This is a genomic window from Lysinibacillus sp. BSL11 (assembly GCF_052928325.1).
In genome coordinates this window covers 17,127-35,929 of the sequence record NZ_JAVGCX010000001.1, presented here as the reverse complement: position 1 = coordinate 35,929, position 18,803 = coordinate 17,127, and the positions used below count along the sequence as shown (strand labels likewise).

Here is an 18,803-nt window from a genome sequence, read left to right as displayed (position 1 = left end):
CTTATAAGGTCACAAGGAGGAAGCACTATGACAGTCATTGAAGCATTAAAAAAACGTCGAGCAATTCGTAATTACACGACACAACCAGTAGAGAAAGAAAAAATTGAGCAAATTTTACAGGCAGCAACCTATGCACCGAATGACCGGATGCGTGAGCCCTGGCATTTTTATGTCATTCAAGATGAAGCCATGAAGCGTTATGAAGAAATGGCTAGTGCTTATTTACAAGAACGCTTCCCCACGAAGCCAAATTTAGTGGAAAGTTCATTAAAGGTTGTACAAACAACCCCTGTAGCCATTGTGGTGACAGCTGACATAGTAGAGGGGGACACAGATGCGACAGAAGATAATGTCTTTGCTGTATGTAGTGCCATTATGTCTATGTGGTTGACAGCAGAGGAGCTAGGTCTTGGCTTTGTTTGGCGTACACGTGGTGTTGGCCTCGTACATGATCCTCGTATGCATACGTTTATTGGTGCAAGCGACGCTCAAAAAGTAGTCGGTACAATATTTATTGGCTACCCACAGGAGCAAGAACAAACCGACAAGAAACGAACGCCGTTTGCAGAAAAGACAACATGGCTGTAAGGAGGCTATCAGCATGGCAAGAAAAGGCTTATTTTTAGTATATACAGGTGAGGGTAAGGGCAAAACGACAGCATCTCTTGGCGTTACATTGCGTGCAGTTGGTCGAGGCTTAAATGTGCGTTATCTGCAGTTTATCAAATCCCCGGAACGTACTTATGGAGAGCAAATTGCCCTTCGTAAGCTAGGCGTAGAAATGGAACAAATGGGCATAGGTTTTACATGGACAAAAACACCTGAGGAGCATCGTGCTGCATTAGCCAAGGCTTGGAAAAAAACGAAGGCAGCTCTACAGGATGACAGCATTGATTTATTGGTCCTCGATGAACTCAACAATGCCCTAGCGATCACCAAGTTTCCAATCGATGATGTCCTTCCCCTAGCAGAAGTTATCGAGGCAATCCAAAACCGCCCTTCTACAATGCATTTGGTTGTCACAGGACGAAGTGCGAATCCGGCCTTACTAGCAATGGCTGATTTAGTGTCAACCATTGAGGCGACAAAGCATTATTATGATGAAGGGATTCCAGCGGTGAAAGGGCTCGAATTTTAAAACCCTTTACAATTGCTGGATGAAAAATACCCGCGGAGCGAAGGCAAATACCCGCGCTTCGCCATAGAATACCCGCGGAACGCAGGGAATTACTTGCGCTTCGCCTTAGAATACTTACAGAGGAGAGTGACTATGCCAGCAAAATCAATCATGATTCAAGGAACAGCTTCCGATGTTGGGAAAAGTATGATTTGTACTGCACTATGTCGTATATTTTCAGATGATGGACTGAAGGTAGTCCCATTTAAATCACAAAATATGGCTCTTAATTCATTTGTTACAAAGGATGGCGGTGAAATCGGCCGCGCACAAGGGGTACAGGCAGAGGCAGCTCGTGTTGTTGCAACGACGGATATGAACCCTATCTTGCTGAAACCGAAGCAAGATATGATGTCAGAGGTTATCGTTCATGGTAAGCATTTTTTAAATATGGATGCCAAAAGCTACCGCAATAATTTTGTGCAAGAAGCGATGCCAATTGTAGAAAAATCAGTACGCACGCTACAACATACATATGATGTCATTGTCCTAGAGGGCGCTGGTAGCCCAGCAGAAATTAACTTAAAGGATCGCGATATTGCTAATATGCGAATGGCTCACTTAGCAGATGCAGCGGTAGTCCTCGTTGCTGATATTGATCGTGGCGGGGTCTTTGCCTCGATTGTTGGTACACTGGCATTGTTAGATGAGGAAGAACGAGCACGTGTTAAGGGATTAATTATCAATAAGTTTAGAGGCATGCGTGAATTACTGGATGATGGTTTGGCATGGGTGGAGCGCGAAACGGGTATTCCGGTACTTGGTGTGATTCCTTATGTCGATGTCAATATTGAAGCAGAGGATTCACTTGCATTATCGTCACTACGTTTTAAAAAACCAAAGCTAGGCGAATTTGCTGTAGATGTAGCCATGATTCGTTTACCACGTATTTCAAACTTCACCGATATTGATCCATTTTTCGATGAGCCAGAGGTGGGTGTCCGTTTAATTGGTCATGTCAATGAACTAGGTACACCAGATTTACTCATTCTGCCAGGAACGAAAAGTACAATGGATGATTTAGCTTGGCTAAAAGCACAGGGTTTCGATCAAGCCATCACACATTTACGTGCGTGCGGTACTAAAATTATTGGCATTTGTGGCGGTTTCCAAATGCTTGGTGAAACATTACTTGATCCAGAAGCAGTGGAGGGGAATGGTGAATCTGCAGATGGTCTTGGGCTATTACCGATGGAAACCACTTTTGTAGGCAATAAAAAAACGGTGCAAATGACAGGTGTAAGAGGGCAGGACACATTGACAGGCTATGAAATCCATCTAGGGCGTACGAAAATTTTACGTGATGCGGTATCACCGTTTTTACTGTTAGAGGATGGAAGAGAAGATGGTGCGGTTAGTCAAGATGAGCAAGTGATTGGCACGTATTTCCACGGCTTGTTCCATAATCGTACCTTTACCCGTCAACTTGTCAATGAAATACGAGTGAAAAAAGGGCTAACAGCTTTACCAAGTGATGTGAAAAGTGACGCAGAACGAAGAGAAGATGCCTATAATATGTTAGCCGACCACGTTCGAGCAAATCTTGATATGAAAAAAATATATGAAATATTATCTTTAGAGGTATCTATATGACGAGAAAAGGACCGTTAGCCATTAACTATGAGGCATTATGGCAGGAAGGCATGAAGGACTGGCATGGCAATATGCCTGAACGAATGGTGAATGATCAGCTAGAGGAGCAATTTTGGGCGCAATCCGTGGCACGTAAAAAAGTGGGACAAACAGATCCTTATGCTGCATTGATTTTTCAGGAGCTTCAAAAAAAAATTGAACCTCAGCATTCTGTATTAGAAATTGGTCCGGGGTGGGGCAATTATACATTTCCATTAGCTGATAAAGTAAGCAAGCTCACATGTGTGGATAGCTCTGAAAGCATTTTGCATTACTTACAACAATGTATGCCGCAGGAGAAGCACGTTTCCTATATTCATGCAAAGTGGGAAAGTTTAGAGCAAGATGAGATTGAACCACATGATATCGTCTTGGGCGTGAATTGTTTTTACCGAATGTATGAAATTAAAGCAGCTTTATATCACATGAATCGGCTGGCGAGGAAACGTGCCATCATTGGGATGACGACAGGGCCCATTCAGCCACACTATGAACAGTTATATGAAAAGTATGGTTATGACATTAAATTTCCCCGCAGAGATTATATCGAGTTTTTGAATCTCCTCTATGAAATGGATATCTACGCGGATTGTCAGATTATCCCGCTCGAACGTGTCTACGAATATGAAAGCTATGAGCAGCTTGTGACAACGCAGAGTAAAAAAATATTAACGACGAATTTCCAGCGAGCCCATGTAGAGGAATCACTATTACCTTTTATCGAAGAAAAGGATGGACGTTATTATTATCGTCATGATTTCCATGCGGCGCTTGTTTCATGGCAACCAAAATAATCAAGAAACCTTTGGAGAAACTGTACACCAAAGGTTTTTCTTATGGGAATGGATAAGGTACAATAAAACGATATAAAGAAGAAGTGAGGTGGCATATGTTGCAGCTACATTTTCTAGGGACAGGCGCAGGCATGCCTTCAAAAGAACGAAATACAAGTGCTCTGATGGTAAAGCTATTAGATGAAGTGAGTGAAATGTGGCTATTTGACTGTGGGGAGGCGACACAGCATCAAATCCTTCATACGTCGTTAAAGCCACGGAAAGTAAAGAAAATTTTTATTACACATTTACATGGAGATCATATTTTTGGACTTCCAGGCTTTTTAAGCTCGCGTTCCTTTCAAGGTGGGGATGAGCCGCTAACGATCTTCGGGCCATCTGGCTTACAGCAGTGGATTGAACAAACATTGGCCCTATCAAAAACCCATTTAACATATCCTTTACGCTTTGTAGAGGTACAAGAAGGCATTATTTTTGAGGATGCTCATTTTACAATTCATGCTAAGGAATTACGCCATGTTGTACCTTGCTATGGGTATCGTATTGAACAAAAGGATTTACCAGGTGAATTATTAATTGACAAAGCACAGGCACTTGGTGTTCCAAAGGGACCTTTATTAGGGCAATTAAAAGATGGCCACGATATTGTACTTGAAAATGGTGATGTGGTACATGCGAAAGACGTGGTGGCACCAGCCAAAAAGGGCTTTACATTGTCGGTCTTAGGCGATACAAAATATTGTGAAGAAGCAATCCAATTATCAATGGGTGCTGATATCATTGTGCATGAAGCAACTTTTGATGGTACAACAACAGATTTAGCAGCAAGCTACGGTCATGCAACAAATGTGGAGGCTGCAAAAGTCGCACAGCAAGCTGGTGCACACTATTTATTATTAAATCATTTAAGCGCACGTTTTCTTCCATACGACTTACCTCAATTTTTAGCTGAAGCACAGGGGATTTTTCCGAATACATTCCTAACAGCTGATCAAGCCGTTTATACATGGCAACACAATAAATTATTCTGATATAATTATTAAATGGAAAACATCTATTAGGGGAGATTCCTTTAATAGATGTTTTTAGTTTATAGTCCTAAAGATGTGGAGATAATTTTGTTTAAATATTACTGTTTAATCATGAGAATTATGCTTTTTTGCATGCTTCTACTAGTACAAAATAGTTAGTTTTATCCTCCATGCTTATCTATTTCGAAATTTTTACAAATTAATGACAATTTGAACTTCTTCAAAACTTATTATTTTATATTTAATAAATTGTTAATGAAATATATGGAAGTGATATTGTATGATGAAGTGGAAATAATCGTAATTTTTAGGGGGATCTCATCATGAGAAAGTCAATGAAATGGAAAATGCTTCTGGAGATTATGGGCATTGTGGTGTTCATTATAGCGGCATTTTCTATTTATGTTTATCAAGCTACATATAAAAGTGAAAAAAGCAATGGAGAAGCAATCGCCAACTCCATAGTCATGGGATTGGAAGGAGCGATTCAATCTAGAGAAAAAGCAGAAGAAATTATGGAAAAAGAAATGATTGCCGAATCTGTAATGGCTTCTTACATCATTGACAAAGGTGCTACATATGAGGATTTAAAGGCCATTGCTGAGCGTGGTGGCATCGATGAGATTTGGAGTACAGATGATAAAGGGAATACAACGGTGACATCAGTAGCTCCAACTGTTGATTTTAACTTTGGCGCTGATCCAAACGGACAAGCTGCCGAATATATGCAACTCTTAGATGGAAGAGCGAAAGAAATTGTCCAAAAAGCACAAATTCGCGATGTCGATGATCAATTTTTCAAATTTGTCGGGGTAGGTAGCTGGAATCCAGCAACTCCACAAATTGTACAGGTGGCTCGCCATGGACAGCAGCTACTAGATTTAGAAGCAAGTATCGGCAGTGAATCCTATATCGATCAACTGGACAACTATTTATCCTCAACCGTATTATTCGCCGCTATTGTAGATGAAAAAGGTCAAACCATTGCCGCTACAGCAAAACAAAATTTAGCGGATATTGGTTTTGAGCCAGCCCAATTTTCAGCACAAAAGTCAACTGAATTTTCAGGGCGCTACGATGGTACTCGTGTCACGCAATATGTAAAGCCATTATCAAACGGTACATACTTAGCTATTATTGTATCCAATGCTATTCTCTCACAAATTTTGGTAGGCACAATTGTAGCTTCATTGATTGTTGTCTGTGTGATTTTCTTCACTACGGGCCTGTCTATTTCGAAGCAAGTATCGCGTATTTTAAGTGTGCGCAATTCCTTAGAGGAAATTAGTAAAGGTGAAGCAGATTTAACCAAGCGTATTCCAATCCATGCAAAAGATGAGATTGGCCAATTAGTGACATCATTTAATGGGATGATGGATAATTTCCAACAAATTATGTGTGAAATCAAGCAAGGGGCCAATCAAATAAAAGAAGCTACCTATACCATTCAAGAAAATGCTCATGAAACACTTGAATCAGCCGCAATTATCCAAGGCGAATCTAGTCAGGTAGCGCAGGCCTCCTTTGCACAACAGAATAATACGGCAGACAGTGCGCATTCAATGGAGGAATTGGCACGCAGCATTCAATATATTTCTGAATCCATAGCAGAAATTTCTAGTATTTCGCGTAATACCGAGGAAAACGCAGATAATGGATTACAAATTATGCAGTCCTTACAAAAGCAACTGGTGACTATTCATGAGAAAACGAATTTTGCGGTGATTGGAACACAGGAGCTTGAAAAACTATCTACAATGATTGGGGAATTTACCAATGTGATTACAGGAATTTCTGATCAAACGAATTTACTGGCATTAAATGCATCTATTGAAGCGGCGCGTGCTGGTGAAGCGGGTAAAGGCTTTGCCGTTGTAGCTGAAGAAGTTCGTAAATTAGCTGAAGATTCTAAGAGTGCGGCGGATAGAATCACCCAGGTGGTGATGAATGTCCAAAAGGAAACAGCCAATATTGTAGCAACCATCCAAGCGACAGCAGATGTCTTACATGCAGGACGTGCAATCGTACAAGAAGCACAGCAATCGTTTGAAGGAATTCATAATGATGTACAGGTCTTAGCAACACAAGTGGATTTAGTATCAAGCTCCACTGAGGAAATTGCTGCTAGTACAGAGGAAGTAACAGCTACCATGGAAGATGTTTCGCTCTTGGCTAAGCAGACATCGCAAAGTGTTGATGCCGTTGCTCAAAAGGCTAAACATCAAGCGGAAAATATGGAGAACATGACCGCATTTATCGACCAATTGAATACAACAGCGGAAAACCTCCAACTATCAGCAGGCAAATATAAAGTATAAAAGGAAAAATATAGTACGATAAATCACTAGATTCCCGTATAATTGAAAAAAGGGGTGTGGTTTAAATGAATCAACAAAAGATGCCGCCAGCATTATTGCGATTAATCGTCATTTTTCCAAATGTGCTGAGCTATTTACTATTATTTGGTCTAATTATTTTTGTCATGACAAATTATGAAACATTAAAAGCAACAAATAATTTAACTGTGTGGATTATTTTTATTGTCGTGTTAGCACCCGCTGCTGCCTACACGACTTTCAGCATCGTGAAAAAAATTCGGGCAGGGCATATGTAAGAATATTAACGACTTCCTATTCAACATAGTAGGAAGTCGTTTCATATTGTTGAAAAACAAAACCATCAATAGAATTTTTGTGAAAGGTGAAAATGGTTTCCGTTACAGGCTACTTGCTTTCCTGTGGGCGAGCGCCGAATCGCTTCCTCCGCTACCGCTCCGTTTAGAGTTTTGCCTGTCTCGCTATCCCACGGGAGTCAAGTAGCCTTCCACTCCAACCCAGAAAACGTAATCTTTTTAGCAAAGGTTTTCAAATAAAGTGAAGGTCTTCACTACTCATTGGTGTTGTCATTCATCACTTCTCTACATTGAAAATAAAAACCTATCCTTTTTCTAATCATACAAATCATGGGCTATTTTGATTGCTACCGCTAGTATGAAAAATGAGGAAAAGACACTTTTGCAGAATGGTTGATTGGAGTGGAGCCAGCGTCACTCCTAGGGGATTTAGCGTCACAGTGAAGCGGCTCATCGGACGTCCCCTGGAAAGGACGCTGGCGGAACGGAAATCAACCTCTCACCTTGCAAAGTTGCTTTTTCTGCCGTTGATATCATCTTTTTGCAACAACATGTAACGACTTCCTATTCAACATAGTAGGAGGTCGTTTTACTTAAAAGAGAATAAAAAACATATAGAGAGAAAAACTATCGTAAACAGTGATGAAATGAAGAGGTGTGTATATCATATGGATCCAACAAATTGTGATTTTTCACCAATGAAAGAAACTTTAAAAGATGAGCTTCTCGAAGTGATCATGTCCTTACAACAGAGTGTGCAGGAAATGGATACAGATGCAAATTGTCTCCTCGGTAATTTTGAGAAAATTAAAGAGAAGTTTATGACAATTGAAATGAAAGCTGCAACGTTCTATTTAAATTGTTATCTTTCTCCGTTTACTGAAAAGTATCCAGAGCTATCACACAGTGTGCAAAATATGTCTTTGAGAAGGCATGGTGGTTTAATTGTTATTCAAAGACAGGATTCTTTAGAGAATCTAATTCAGCCTGGTATTCATATTGGTGCGGATTTAACCCATTCTTTATTAGAATCGATTTTCTTCCCTGGTAATCCACTTCATGATGGAGCGGTACTTGTCTATCAAAATCAAATTGAGTCAGCTGCCAATGTACTGCCATTGTCAGAGCGGTATACAGGGGAAAAGAAATTAGGAACAAGACATCGTGCAGCGCTGGGATTGAGTGAGCTAAGTGATGCACTTGTAATGGTTGTATCAGAAGAAACGGGTAGAATTTCTTTTGCTCTTAAGGGCAATTTATATCCTGTTACAACACCTGGCATCATATAGGGAGTCCCCCTATGTTAGAAAAATATCTCGAATTCAAGATATTTTTCTTGCGGAAGTATCACTTGCATGGTAAAGTGATAACTGAAGGGAGGGTGAAGTCATGAGAAATCATACACTAGGCACCTTAACATGGATTCGGATGATGCGCTTTACAGCGCAAAGTAATCAGTTATCGAATGAATTTTTAAAACGTTTCGACTTAACGACAGCACAATTTGATGTGTTAATCCAGATCAAAACATATGCCCCGATTACACAGTCTCAATTAGCAGAAAAAGTAACTGTAACACAAGGTGGCATGTCCCGCATGCTTGCCCGACTGGAAAAAGAGGGACTAATCGAGCGTAAACAAAATTGGAAGACGAAAACCATCTCATTGACATCAAAAGGGGAGCAAATGATTGATGCAGCAACACCTAGTCAACTTCACTTCCAGTCTTCATTTTTTGAAGAAGTATTAACAGCTGAGGAAATTAAATCTTTATATATTGCGATGACAAAGCTTGAAAAACATAGCCGAGAAAAAAAATTGCCGCCTGTGTAATTTTTTTTGTAAAATCACTTGCCTAGTCAAGTGAAAATAATGAGGAGGAACAATTAATGAACAAATTAAGCGGACACCATCATGTATCTATGTTAACGAAAAATGGTAAACAGAATAATCACTTCTACACTACCATTTTAGGGTTACGACGTGTGAAAAAAACGGTGAATCAAGACTCCCCTTCCATGTATCACTTATTTTATGGAGACTTAACAGGAGCAGCAGGTACAGAATTAACATTTTTTGAAATGCCTGTTGCAGGGCGTACAGTGCGAGGGACGAATGCTATTACTCGTATAGGCTTACTTGTACCTAGCTCCGAAAGCCTACTATATTGGAAAGAACGCTTTCAACAGCTAGAAGTAGAACATAGCGATATCACTACTTATGCAGGCAAAGAGGCTTTGTTTTTTGAAGATCATGAAGGTTTACGGATGGTATTGTTAAACCATCAAGGACAAGAAACGCCTGCTCAATGGCAACCATGGGATGGAAATGATATACCGGAGGAACATCGTATTTTAGGCATGGGAACGATTGAAATCACTGTGCGATCTTTACAAAGAACGGTCAATTTATTACAAGATTTATTTCACTATACAGTTATGGCAGAAAAGGACAAGGAAATGGTCCTACAATCAATAGAAGGGGAAGTGCATGGCGAGATTGTTGTCAAAGAAGTAGAAGGACCAAGCGAAAAACCTGGTAAAGGCAGTATTCACCATCTTGCGTTACGTGTTGCAACCGTTGATGAATTACAGCAATGGGATACCAAGATTAAGGAGCTAGGATTGGAGAGTACTGGTGTGGTTGATCGTTATTATTTCCAAAGTCTTTATTTTAGAGATCGTAACGGTATTTTATTTGAAATGGCGACAGATGGGCCAGGGTTTACGGTAGATTCAGCAGTCGAAGAACTTGGCAAAGAATTAGACCTCCCACCATTTTTAGAAGAGAGACGTTCAGAAATTGAAGCTATTTTAGAACCGCTAGAATAAGGAGAGATAACACATGATGGAAAAATATCGTATTGATCAAGCACAAGGACTCGAATTCGGACTGTACTCTTTAGGTGATCATATCCCTAATCCACTAACGGGCGAGCGTATTTCTGCTCAACAACGACTAAAAGAGCTAGTCGAGGCAAGTCAATTAGCAGAGCAAGCTGGAATCGATGTATTTGGCATAGGTGAAAGTCATCAGTCTTATTTTACAACACAGGCACATACAGTCGTGTTAGGTGCTATCGCACAAGCAACTTCGACCATTAAATTGTCTAGCTCCGCAACCGTATTAAGTGTTTCAGACCCTGTACGAGTATATGAGGATTTTGCCACAATTGATTTATTATCAGATGGTCGTGCAGAAATTGTAGCGGGACGTGGTTCACGTGTAGGGGCCTATCACTTACTAGGTGTTGATTTACAAGATTATGAAGAAATCTTTGAGGAAAAATTAGAGCTTCTTATGAAAATCAATGACGAGGAGCTTGTGACTTGGGAAGGGCAATTTAGAGCACCTCTCCATCATGCACAAATTTTACCGCAGCCAAAAAACGGCTCGTTGCCAATATGGCGTGCGGTGGGTGGACCACCTGCCAGCGCCATTAAAGCAGGATATATGGGCATTCCGATGATGCTTACAACATTAGGTGGACCTGCTATCAACTTTAAACCATCAGTGGATGCCTATCGCGAAGCGGCAGAGCGCAAAGGCTTTGACCCAAATGAATTACCTATTGCCACAACAAGCTTGTTTTATGTAGCAGACACAACAAAAGAGGCATTGCAGGGCATGTATCCACATTTAAACGGTGGTTTCCAAGCTATTCGTGGTGGGGGCTATCCAAAGCAACAATTTGCACAAGCGCCCGATCCACGTGATGCTTTAATGGTGGGCAGTAAAGAGCAAATTATTGAAAAACTACTTTATCAGTACGAACTATATGGCATGCAACGCTTTATGGCACAAATCGATTTTGGTGGCGTACCATTCGAAAAATTGATGAAAAATATAGAAATCATTGGTAATGATATAATTCCAGCGATAAAAAAACACACAGCAAAATAAGGAGTGGCTCATTATGAAAATTGTCGCACTTGCGGGTTCTATTGTCGGCTCAAAAACAAGAACAGCTACGCAAAAAATGGTCGAGATGTTACAAGAAAAATACCCACAGCATGAAGTAATATTACTAGATCTTGCTGACTATCAGCTAGTTTTTAGTGATGGACGTAATTACTTTGACTATGAAGGCGATACAAAATATGTGACGGAAACCATTATGGCTGCAGATGCGATCGTTATTGGGACGCCAACATTCCAAGCATCTATACCAGCTACATTAAAAAACATCTTTGACCTTTTACCTGTCAATGCCTTCCGCGATAAAGTCGTCAGTGTTATTGTTACAGCAGGTACATCCAAGCATTATTTAATGGTGGAACAGCAACTAAAGCCGATCCTTGCTTATATGAAAGCGCACATCGTACCGACCTATGTATTTATAGAAGAAAAGGATTTTTTACGTAAAGAAATTGTCAATGATGATGTCCTTTTTCGTTTAGAACGGTTAGCAGAGGATACCGTGATGTTACAGAGGCTTTTGCAGAAATTCGAGCCAAAAAAGATGCTGAATATGATTTTTAAAGATTAATAGAAGAAACGCTGTGAAGTAGTCTGACACAGCGTTTCTTTTTGTGTCAAGGCTAGCTATTTGACCATTCAAACCATCGAGCATGCCCATCTGGACGCGCCATTGTACGAATGGATTTTATAGTGCCTTGATCTATAAAATCTTGATGAAGTTTTGTATCAAATAAATTGTTATAGCAATGATAGAGAGGTCGCTCCATGCTAATTTCTTTTAATTGCTCTATTAATGTATGACGTAATTCAATTGGTATTTGATTTGCGACATGTGTATGGTATATCACTAACATTGCCTCTTGCTCTATTGTTCGACGGAGCTCTTTAATCAGTTGAATCGCATCCCCTTTTACCAACTGAATATCTAATTGATTGATGATGGGAAGAGCCTGATTGAATAACATTCTACGTTCATGATGTTCAGGCCAAATTAACGCTTGAAGCCATTGACTTTCTTTTTTATTTCCAAGGTCAATCGGGTTTAGATCGATCCCTATTCTTTGACAAACAACAGGAGGTTCAGAAAGTGAGGTAGGCAAAGTTTCACCACGATTTTCCGAGAATAACATACTATCGTTTTTCGTATTAGTAATAACTAATTGCTGATTGTAGCAATAATTGTAGTGATCCATGCCAAGCTGAAGCCCAGCACTTGCGCCAATTTCAATAAAAGCTAATGGTTGTTGATGTTTGGCATAGATTTCAGTCATCATTGGGTAAAGATACGCACAGCGTCGAATTTCATTTGTTTGTACCAGCTTTTCTTGAAACAATGTCGTTAATTCATTTGTATGTGACAGTACAAATGCTTTAAAAATAGGGAACACCTCCTGTATTGGATGTGGAAAAGGTGTGAAAGATGCATAATAATTTATCAAAGGATCATTGGATGTAGTTAATAAATAATGAACTGCTGCCAACAATAAATTGGGCGCAGGCTGACCCTGTGGGATCAAGGAGGCAATGTCTAACAAATCTTCGTCATTGGCAATTTTATTTGCTAAATGTTCGTACAGCGGGCTTGAGCCTTGACATTCCTGTTGAGCAAACATCAGAAATTGACGACTTAATCTAATGTGCGGCATATGATTCTCTCCTTTTAAATACATAATCTAGTTCATCATCAGTCTATTCTTATTGTATAATTTAGTAAATTATATATATTTAATGAATTTAATTAAGAATATTAATCAATGAGGTGAGATTTTTGGAATATAAATGGTTACAATCTTTTATCGTCGCTGCCCAAACCAGTAATTTTCGTACAGCAGCGGAACAACTTCATTTATCTCAACCAAGTATTACGGTTCATATTCAGCAGTTAGAAGAATTTCTGCATGTACAATTATTTAAGCGCGAAAAAAATCGTGTGCAATTAACAGACACTGGAAGGCTCTTTCAAATAGAGGCACAGCAAATGGTTAGACAGTGGGAACAAAGCATTGAACGTATTCGATTAGCAAGTAAAGGTATTCAAGAAAAGGTCATTATTGCTATGACCCCGTTAATGGTTGAAACGATTCTGCCTCATGTTATCTATCAATTTATCAATGACAACCCTTCACTTGAGATATCGATTTTAGTAGAGGATTCAGCTAAAATAGAGGATTTAGTCAATCAGGATCAAGCTCATATTGGTATTTCATTATTACCAACACGTTATCGACATTGGCATCAAGAGCTGCTGATTGATAGTCCATTAGAGTTAGTAATTCCCTTAGATGCCTATGATGATGAAACAGGCACTTATATTGATTATGAGGAGTTATTTCAAGCGTATACTTTATTTACGAACCACCATCCAACGATTTGGGGAGAGCTAGTACGTAAATTAAGAGAAAAATATGTTTTAACGAAGCAAGTATCCATTTCTCAGTCCTATGTGGTGAAAAGGCTAATAAAGGATGGTTTAGGGATGTCGTTTTTACCTCGTATGATTGTAAGGAAAGAGCGCATGGAGGGGAGATTTAATATAGTTCCTTTTGAAGAGTTCCCATTACCAAGTGTACCAGTTTACTTCTTTTATAAGGAATCTACACAAGTCCCAGATGGGTTATTAGATTTATTACAAACAAGAAATTATTTATAATTCAGATGATGGTCAAAAATGAAGGGGGAATCTAATATCAACTTTTTAAAAGTATACTTAGAACAAATGCAGATGATTTATTACAAAACCATACTGGTAATTGTACAATGTTAAATGAATGAAAAACATTGGTGTTTACTTGGATATTGAACAAATCATTATTGAACTTAATACACTATAGTAAAACAAGCGCTAATATTGTTCCTTCAAAACCTTAACGGAGGAGGAGTAGGGAAAATGGTTATTGAAAATACGGTTTTAAAGTTGCTTAAGTATAGTGCGCCAAAACCGAAATTAGAAATTACATGGGAAAATGGAAAGACTAGTATATGTGAAATTGATACATTTTACGATTCCGATAATGGATTGGAACTAGACGATGTAAATTATAAAGAGTATCATGTGGCACTAGTTATAGATGTGTCTAATAATTATCAGTATGTTGAAATTGACACAGGAGAAAATAAACCTAAACTTATAAAGTTAGTGGATACAAGAGAAATAATTTTTAAAAGTGATAAATTTTCTTGCAACCATAAGAGAATAAATATAATTACAAAGCTCAGATACTCAAATTGAAGTGCTCGAAGTAATAAAAATAGTATTAAGCGGCTTCAGACCTGAATTTTAGGGGACTCAAGTCGTTTAATCATTTCTGATAACGGTGATGATTATAAAAATGACATCAATTGCTTGTTTAAAGCTTCATAGTAATAATACTTATGTAAATAATACTTTTCAACTTCAACGTACCCCAAAATCCTTCAATCAGTCCGTTTTCAATACATCGACCAACACAAGACATTCTTTGTGTTATATTGGCTTTGTTTACGATTCGTTTAAATTCCTTCGAGGTATATTGAAAACCTCGATCACTATGTATTTTTGACAACTCGCCTGGCTGTAATGATTCATTTGCATTTTTTATTGTGTTGAAAACGAGGGAATTATTATTCGAATGACCCAATACATAACTTACAATTAAACCATCTTATAAATCGATAATTGTGCTTAAATAAGCTTTCTTTCAGTTTCCATACTTACACTCTGTGACATCTGTACACCATTTGTCATTTTGCTTTTCTGATGTAAATGCCCGATTCAATGAATACTCTGCCACATGATGAGCTGGTGATACGATAAGGCTTACGATTACGCCGAATAACAGATTTCAATCCGCTCAGTTGCATTAAACGATAGATACGTTTCTTGTTAACTATCCCTGGATTACTTTCTTTTCGCAGACGTTTGATTGCCAACGTTGTACGTCGATGGCCGTAAATATCCTCTACTTGTGGTAAAGAAGATGAATATCCTTTAAAATGGCTTCATTTTCAACTTCTCTTGTAGAATGCTTGCGACTCAACCTCTTCTAGAAATTCTAATAAACCTCCAAAACCATCTAGAGTATGTTTAACACTAAAGCTCTTACGATAGAGCTGACTTTTATCCAAAAGGCTTGAACCTTTAGAAACATCTAGACCAACGACTGGATTCTTATCGAAATCTCCTCCTCTAAGAAAATACTAAATTAGTCGGTAACCCCTAAAGCTGCTTGTAATATCATAAGTTCGTTTGTTAAACGGGATCAAGTCCCGCGGGCCAGACGTTTTACCCCGACTACCGTAATAATAAAACCTATAAGAAAATAGCCAGCCAGAAAAATCTAGCTAACCTTATATTACGATAGGGCCATTTAATTGAGGAAGGATATGGTAAAATGATATTAGCCCAACATACAAGGTGAAATAATATCGACAAGTAGGGGGATGTTATTCATAATACCTTAAATATAAGGAGATCTAGATGGATAAGAGAATAAAAGAATTAATTGATTATACAAAAGAAAAATACTGCTTACACGCTTATTATTTACACACATTTGATATCAACCGAAGTACAACAATTTTCAAAGATACCGTTTATAGTCTAAGCATGGAATGGTTTCCAAATCATATTAAAAATTGGGATGATGAAACCTATAATCCAGAAGGTACAGCTTGTATTGAGATAGACATCCATTCAAGAAAGACTAAACATGTGATTTTTAGTGAGGGTATATCAATTGTTGATGGTATGACATTTGATTTGAATAACAGGCATGAAATCATCATGTGGATTGAAAAGGAAACTGGGTTGAATTACGGAAGACAGTTTGAGTTATGGAAGGAAGAAGAAAGAGAGCTTCATTTCAAGGAATTTATAGATGGGGTTGCAGTTTCTCCGTCTGGTCATATTACATTAAAACTGGATAAAGAAGGTAGGCTCACCTTATTTTCCGTATATGGACAGTTTCAATCAGATAAATTTGTAAAACAAGAAAAATATTTACTTTCCCTTGAACAAGTAGAAAAGTTAGCTAAGGAACAATTGAAGTTAGTTGAGTTTCCAGTCATTGAACAAAAAAAGCTCGTTCCTGCATTTGCAATCGAGGAGATTTATATTAAGAATAATTGTTTTTCTACCTTACCTTTTGAAATCTTTGTAGATGATAAATTTTCTTTGCAAATGGATAAAGTGATAGAATGGGATGATAATATTCAAAAAACTTTCCAAGGTAAAATACTATCACTCATTGAAAATGTCACACCTGATCAAGCGTTTCAGAGGGAACCACATCCAGATTTGCGACCAATCACAGAGGAAGAAATTAAAAAGTGTGTCAGTAACATTAAAAAATTTTTAAGTCAAGAATACACGAATGATTCGGGGAAATGGGCATTAAAGTCGCTATATCGAGATAAGGGATACATCCATGCAATATTAAAAGCAAAGGAACAGAAAGAGCGTGTATTTAAAAGAAAAGTGAAGCTGTTCATCGACGCAGAGACTTATCAAGTATTAAATTACATGGATAATAAGCCGTTTTTAAAAATGTATATGGAACTAGATGAAGCAGAGGAAATAAAGATTTCAAAAGAGGATGCATTTGAGAAATTAAAAGACTTCATTGAATTGACACCATATTATGTATATGATTTTGAGCAGGGTTACTATATATTATGCGGAAAGTTAGATTGTCAATATGCAGTAAAGGCGAATAATGGAGAAGTTGTTAAACTAAATGAAATGTAATGTAAATAATATTGCTTCATTTAAAATATTGAGACTGCACACTATTCTTTTCTAATTCAACAATCGGGTGCATATCTTTTCTTTGAACTGAACCCCGAATAGTGGACACTTAAAAAAAGTGGACCGATTCGAGGTTCAGTTCATTGTGAGTACCTGGTCATTTTTTGTTTCTACAAAATTCACTTACCAAACACAAATTTCATCCAATTCCTCTATTGAATATGGACGCTTGGTTTTATTTTTAATTATGTATAATGAGTTGGTTTTTTCTTGTTATCTAAATAACGCTCTCTAGAATGTTGTGTGAAGTCATTAAACAATTTTGAAAGTGAAGTAGAGTCAAGACTAGATTGTATAACCTCAAATAATTGTGGGTCATATGAAATAATTTTATCTTTATATGAACCTAAAATAATGATTTTCAGTAATCCGATATCACCCAGACGTTTATAATGCTCACTTGTAATAATGATTTCTTGTTCTGGGTGCAATTTTAACCATCTTCTTACGCGGAATTTATTCATATTTACCTCTCCTATACTTTAAAAGTTAAACATTATTTGATAGAAATTTGGTGTTTCTCATTAAGTAGTGTTGTACCGTTTACTTTAACAACAATATTTAGACATAGTAATCCACCAATTTTTACTTTTACTTTAGATATGGTTCCATTAGCTTCTGTAATTTCACCTTTCAATTTTACAAAGGGGTAGACTTGTTTGAACATATTGTCCCTACTTTTTTTATCTATTACCTCATTATTAATATAAAGAACTTCTTCTGTCATTGCATTTACAATTCGAATGATATGCCCTTTATACTCTAACTGCCATACTTTAAATACTTTTTTTTCTAAATCCTCGGTTGTGTTTTTCCATTCTTCTTTTAGTTCTTCACGAAAATTTTTAAACAAGTTATTTCCTTCAAAAAAATTAATGATTAATTAATAGGGTAGCGTCCATCTATTTAATATTATGAATTAATGTAATTTTATAGGAAATACTTATAATTGTATATACAAAAAATAGACAGCTGTGTTAGTTTTCTGTTTATCTATCTAAATCCATGTACAACAAAATAGCTTCAAGGAACAAAAATACTTAAATTGTCACCAAATAAGACATATGCGCGTTACCTTAATCGATAATGAGTTTTTTTAATATAATATAACTATTGCTTTGTCAACAAATGTTTAAGTACAAATTGTTAATTTAAGATTTTTGAATCATTAGTAATGAGTTTTTTCTTTTGGTTTAAAAGTACAAATAATACTGTCAGAGAAACTATCATTAATTGTTACATCACAACTGGAAATGGGATCGAGTAGTTTTTGTAAGCTTACGATAAATTGTTGATCAGTAGTGTTAGAATACATATCTTTTTGTATGAAATTAATTATTTCTGCTTTAGTATCTTCGTCAGTTGCAATACGACCAACTGTTTCGTGATTATTTTGGATTAATATTCTTTCAATTTCTTCTTGAGTATGATCCCTTTCTGCTGCTTCTTTAGTCATTTCATCACTCCTTAAGAATGTGTATACCTAATAACACCTAATATTGTATTGGTAAATAATTGAAGTGTAGGGAGGTATCCGATTTTGAGGTACGCTAGTCAAGGGCTAAAAACCAAGTTAGAGGAATTACTTATTTGCCATATGAACAAATGACCAGATGTTCATTAATTTGAGCCTGAGCATTTTTAATATATATAATGAGTTGGCTTTTTTTATTACTTAAATACTGTTCTCTCATTTTTTGAGTGTAATCCTCTACTACTTTTGAGTCACTGCGTATGAAGCAATATTGATAGAATGAATGTCAATCGTTTTCCAAATGAAAATAAGAGGTGGAGTAGGTTCTATTGCTATCTAACTAGCTAAATGGGCTGG

The 18,803-nt window shown here is 37.5% G+C and carries 20 protein-coding genes and 1 pseudogene; 15 read left to right on the top strand and 6 right to left on the bottom strand.

What is annotated here, in order from left to right; all coding sequences use genetic code 11:
• The first annotated feature begins 27 nt into the window (after positions 1-27).
• The 12 genes and pseudogenes from RCJ95_RS00185 to RCJ95_RS00130 all read left to right on the top strand — a co-directional run bounded on the left by RCJ95_RS00185 (position 28) and on the right by RCJ95_RS00130 (position 11,748).
• Positions 28-588, top strand: a complete 561-nt coding sequence (locus tag RCJ95_RS00185) for a nitroreductase family protein (RefSeq protein WP_048392353.1) — start codon at positions 28-30, stop codon at positions 586-588.
• Positions 589-601: 13 nt separating this feature from the next.
• Complete coding sequence (locus tag RCJ95_RS00180) at positions 602-1,138, top strand: cob(I)yrinic acid a,c-diamide adenosyltransferase (RefSeq protein WP_446721770.1); 537 nt, start codon at positions 602-604, stop codon at positions 1,136-1,138.
• 132 nt (positions 1,139-1,270) lie between these two features.
• A complete protein-coding gene (locus tag RCJ95_RS00175) occupies positions 1,271-2,770 on the top strand; it encodes a cobyric acid synthase (RefSeq protein ID WP_221680222.1) in 1,500 nt (499 codons plus the stop codon).
• A complete protein-coding gene (locus RCJ95_RS00170) occupies positions 2,767-3,603 on the top strand; it encodes a class I SAM-dependent methyltransferase (RefSeq protein WP_221680223.1) in 837 nt (278 codons plus the stop codon). The genes RCJ95_RS00175 and RCJ95_RS00170 overlap by 4 nt, the downstream gene beginning before the upstream one ends.
• Before the next feature lie 98 nt (positions 3,604-3,701).
• Entirely contained in the window at positions 3,702-4,634 is a 933-nt protein-coding gene (rnz, locus tag RCJ95_RS00165; protein WP_446721769.1) for a ribonuclease Z, read from the top strand.
• Between the two features lie 323 nt (positions 4,635-4,957).
• Positions 4,958-6,952: a methyl-accepting chemotaxis protein gene (locus RCJ95_RS00160; protein WP_337976996.1), complete on the top strand. Its 1,995-nt coding sequence runs from the start codon at positions 4,958-4,960 to the stop codon at positions 6,950-6,952.
• A gap of 65 nt (positions 6,953-7,017) precedes the next feature.
• Positions 7,018-7,248: a hypothetical protein gene (locus tag RCJ95_RS00155; RefSeq protein ID WP_009370265.1), complete on the top strand. Its 231-nt coding sequence runs from the start codon at positions 7,018-7,020 to the stop codon at positions 7,246-7,248.
• A 686-nt stretch (positions 7,249-7,934) separates the two neighbouring features.
• Complete coding sequence (gene cdaS / locus RCJ95_RS00150) at positions 7,935-8,555, top strand: sporulation-specific diadenylate cyclase CdaS (RefSeq protein ID WP_004231336.1); 621 nt, start codon at positions 7,935-7,937, stop codon at positions 8,553-8,555.
• A gap of 100 nt (positions 8,556-8,655) precedes the next feature.
• The gene (locus RCJ95_RS00145; RefSeq protein WP_221680226.1) at positions 8,656-9,099 is read left to right on the top strand and encodes a MarR family winged helix-turn-helix transcriptional regulator; all 444 of its coding nucleotides are present in this window, start codon (positions 8,656-8,658) and stop codon (positions 9,097-9,099) included.
• A gap of 56 nt (positions 9,100-9,155) precedes the next feature.
• Positions 9,156-10,097, top strand: a complete 942-nt coding sequence (locus RCJ95_RS00140; RefSeq protein WP_446721768.1) for a ring-cleaving dioxygenase — start codon at positions 9,156-9,158, stop codon at positions 10,095-10,097.
• A gap of 16 nt (positions 10,098-10,113) precedes the next feature.
• Positions 10,114-11,169, top strand: coding sequence for an LLM class flavin-dependent oxidoreductase (locus RCJ95_RS00135; RefSeq protein ID WP_446721858.1), 1,056 nt, complete (start codon positions 10,114-10,116; stop codon positions 11,167-11,169).
• A 13-nt stretch (positions 11,170-11,182) separates the two neighbouring features.
• Positions 11,183-11,748: pseudogene (locus RCJ95_RS00130) on the top strand (NADPH-dependent FMN reductase).
• Positions 11,749-11,807: 59 nt separating this feature from the next.
• On the opposite strand, the gene RCJ95_RS00125 reads toward RCJ95_RS00130, so the two are convergent.
• Positions 11,808-12,833 (bottom strand): DUF2332 domain-containing protein, encoded by a 1,026-nt coding sequence (locus tag RCJ95_RS00125; protein ID WP_446721767.1) that lies wholly within the window; start codon positions 12,831-12,833, stop codon positions 11,808-11,810.
• 122 nt (positions 12,834-12,955) lie between these two features.
• Between RCJ95_RS00125 and RCJ95_RS00120 the strand changes: the two genes are divergently transcribed.
• Entirely contained in the window at positions 12,956-13,837 is an 882-nt protein-coding gene (locus tag RCJ95_RS00120; RefSeq protein WP_221680230.1) for a LysR family transcriptional regulator, read from the top strand.
• Between the two features lie 237 nt (positions 13,838-14,074).
• Entirely contained in the window at positions 14,075-14,416 is a 342-nt protein-coding gene (locus RCJ95_RS00115; protein ID WP_446721766.1) for a hypothetical protein, read from the top strand.
• 118 nt (positions 14,417-14,534) lie between these two features.
• Here RCJ95_RS00115 and RCJ95_RS00110 read toward each other — a convergent pair whose 3' ends face one another.
• Together RCJ95_RS00110 and RCJ95_RS00105 are read right to left on the bottom strand one after the other, a co-directional pair.
• Positions 14,535-14,819: a DDE-type integrase/transposase/recombinase gene (locus tag RCJ95_RS00110; RefSeq protein WP_369354206.1), complete on the bottom strand. Its 285-nt coding sequence runs from the start codon at positions 14,817-14,819 to the stop codon at positions 14,535-14,537.
• Between the two features lie 88 nt (positions 14,820-14,907).
• A complete protein-coding gene (locus RCJ95_RS00105; protein ID WP_369354207.1) occupies positions 14,908-15,120 on the bottom strand; it encodes an IS3 family transposase in 213 nt (70 codons plus the stop codon).
• A 523-nt stretch (positions 15,121-15,643) separates the two neighbouring features.
• Between RCJ95_RS00105 and RCJ95_RS00100 the strand changes: the two genes are divergently transcribed.
• The gene (locus RCJ95_RS00100) at positions 15,644-16,912 is read left to right on the top strand and encodes a hypothetical protein (RefSeq protein WP_320938763.1); all 1,269 of its coding nucleotides are present in this window, start codon (positions 15,644-15,646) and stop codon (positions 16,910-16,912) included.
• A 245-nt stretch (positions 16,913-17,157) separates the two neighbouring features.
• On the opposite strand, the gene RCJ95_RS00095 is transcribed toward RCJ95_RS00100, so the two are convergent.
• The 3 genes from RCJ95_RS00095 to RCJ95_RS00085 all read right to left on the bottom strand — a co-directional run bounded on the left by RCJ95_RS00095 (position 17,158) and on the right by RCJ95_RS00085 (position 18,428).
• Positions 17,158-17,436: a hypothetical protein gene (locus RCJ95_RS00095; protein ID WP_221680234.1), complete on the bottom strand. Its 279-nt coding sequence runs from the start codon at positions 17,434-17,436 to the stop codon at positions 17,158-17,160.
• Positions 17,437-17,468: 32 nt separating this feature from the next.
• Positions 17,469-17,825: a hypothetical protein gene (locus RCJ95_RS00090; RefSeq protein WP_446721765.1), complete on the bottom strand. Its 357-nt coding sequence runs from the start codon at positions 17,823-17,825 to the stop codon at positions 17,469-17,471.
• A 315-nt stretch (positions 17,826-18,140) separates the two neighbouring features.
• The gene (locus tag RCJ95_RS00085; RefSeq protein WP_274769479.1) at positions 18,141-18,428 is read right to left on the bottom strand and encodes a hypothetical protein; all 288 of its coding nucleotides are present in this window, start codon (positions 18,426-18,428) and stop codon (positions 18,141-18,143) included.
• Between the last annotated feature and the right edge of the window lie 375 nt (positions 18,429-18,803).

Excerpts from the sequence above, each read along its gene's own strand:
- RCJ95_RS00100 (WP_320938763.1), top strand. The coding sequence starts at position 15,644 with ATGGATAAGAGAATAAAAGAATTAATTGATTATACAAAAGAAAAATAC.
- cdaS (WP_004231336.1), top strand. The coding sequence starts at position 7,935 with ATGGATCCAACAAATTGTGATTTTTCACCAATGAAAGAAACTTTAAAA.
- RCJ95_RS00145 (WP_221680226.1), top strand. The coding sequence starts at position 8,656 with ATGAGAAATCATACACTAGGCACCTTAACATGGATTCGGATGATGCGC.
- RCJ95_RS00085 (WP_274769479.1), bottom strand. The coding sequence starts at position 18,428 with ATGACTAAAGAAGCAGCAGAAAGGGATCATACTCAAGAAGAAATTGAA.
- RCJ95_RS00095 (WP_221680234.1), bottom strand. The coding sequence starts at position 17,436 with ATGAATAAATTCCGCGTAAGAAGATGGTTAAAATTGCACCCAGAACAA.
- RCJ95_RS00125 (WP_446721767.1), bottom strand. The coding sequence starts at position 12,833 with ATGCCGCACATTAGATTAAGTCGTCAATTTCTGATGTTTGCTCAACAG.
- RCJ95_RS00180 (WP_446721770.1), top strand. The coding sequence starts at position 602 with ATGGCAAGAAAAGGCTTATTTTTAGTATATACAGGTGAGGGTAAGGGC.
- RCJ95_RS00185 (WP_048392353.1), top strand. The coding sequence starts at position 28 with ATGACAGTCATTGAAGCATTAAAAAAACGTCGAGCAATTCGTAATTAC.
- RCJ95_RS00140 (WP_446721768.1), top strand. The coding sequence starts at position 9,156 with ATGAACAAATTAAGCGGACACCATCATGTATCTATGTTAACGAAAAAT.
- RCJ95_RS00160 (WP_337976996.1), top strand. The coding sequence starts at position 4,958 with ATGAGAAAGTCAATGAAATGGAAAATGCTTCTGGAGATTATGGGCATT.
- RCJ95_RS00115 (WP_446721766.1), top strand. The coding sequence starts at position 14,075 with ATGGTTATTGAAAATACGGTTTTAAAGTTGCTTAAGTATAGTGCGCCA.
- RCJ95_RS00155 (WP_009370265.1), top strand. The coding sequence starts at position 7,018 with ATGAATCAACAAAAGATGCCGCCAGCATTATTGCGATTAATCGTCATT.
- RCJ95_RS00135 (WP_446721858.1), top strand. The coding sequence starts at position 10,114 with ATGGAAAAATATCGTATTGATCAAGCACAAGGACTCGAATTCGGACTG.
- RCJ95_RS00170 (WP_221680223.1), top strand. The coding sequence starts at position 2,767 with ATGACGAGAAAAGGACCGTTAGCCATTAACTATGAGGCATTATGGCAG.
- RCJ95_RS00175 (WP_221680222.1), top strand. The coding sequence starts at position 1,271 with ATGCCAGCAAAATCAATCATGATTCAAGGAACAGCTTCCGATGTTGGG.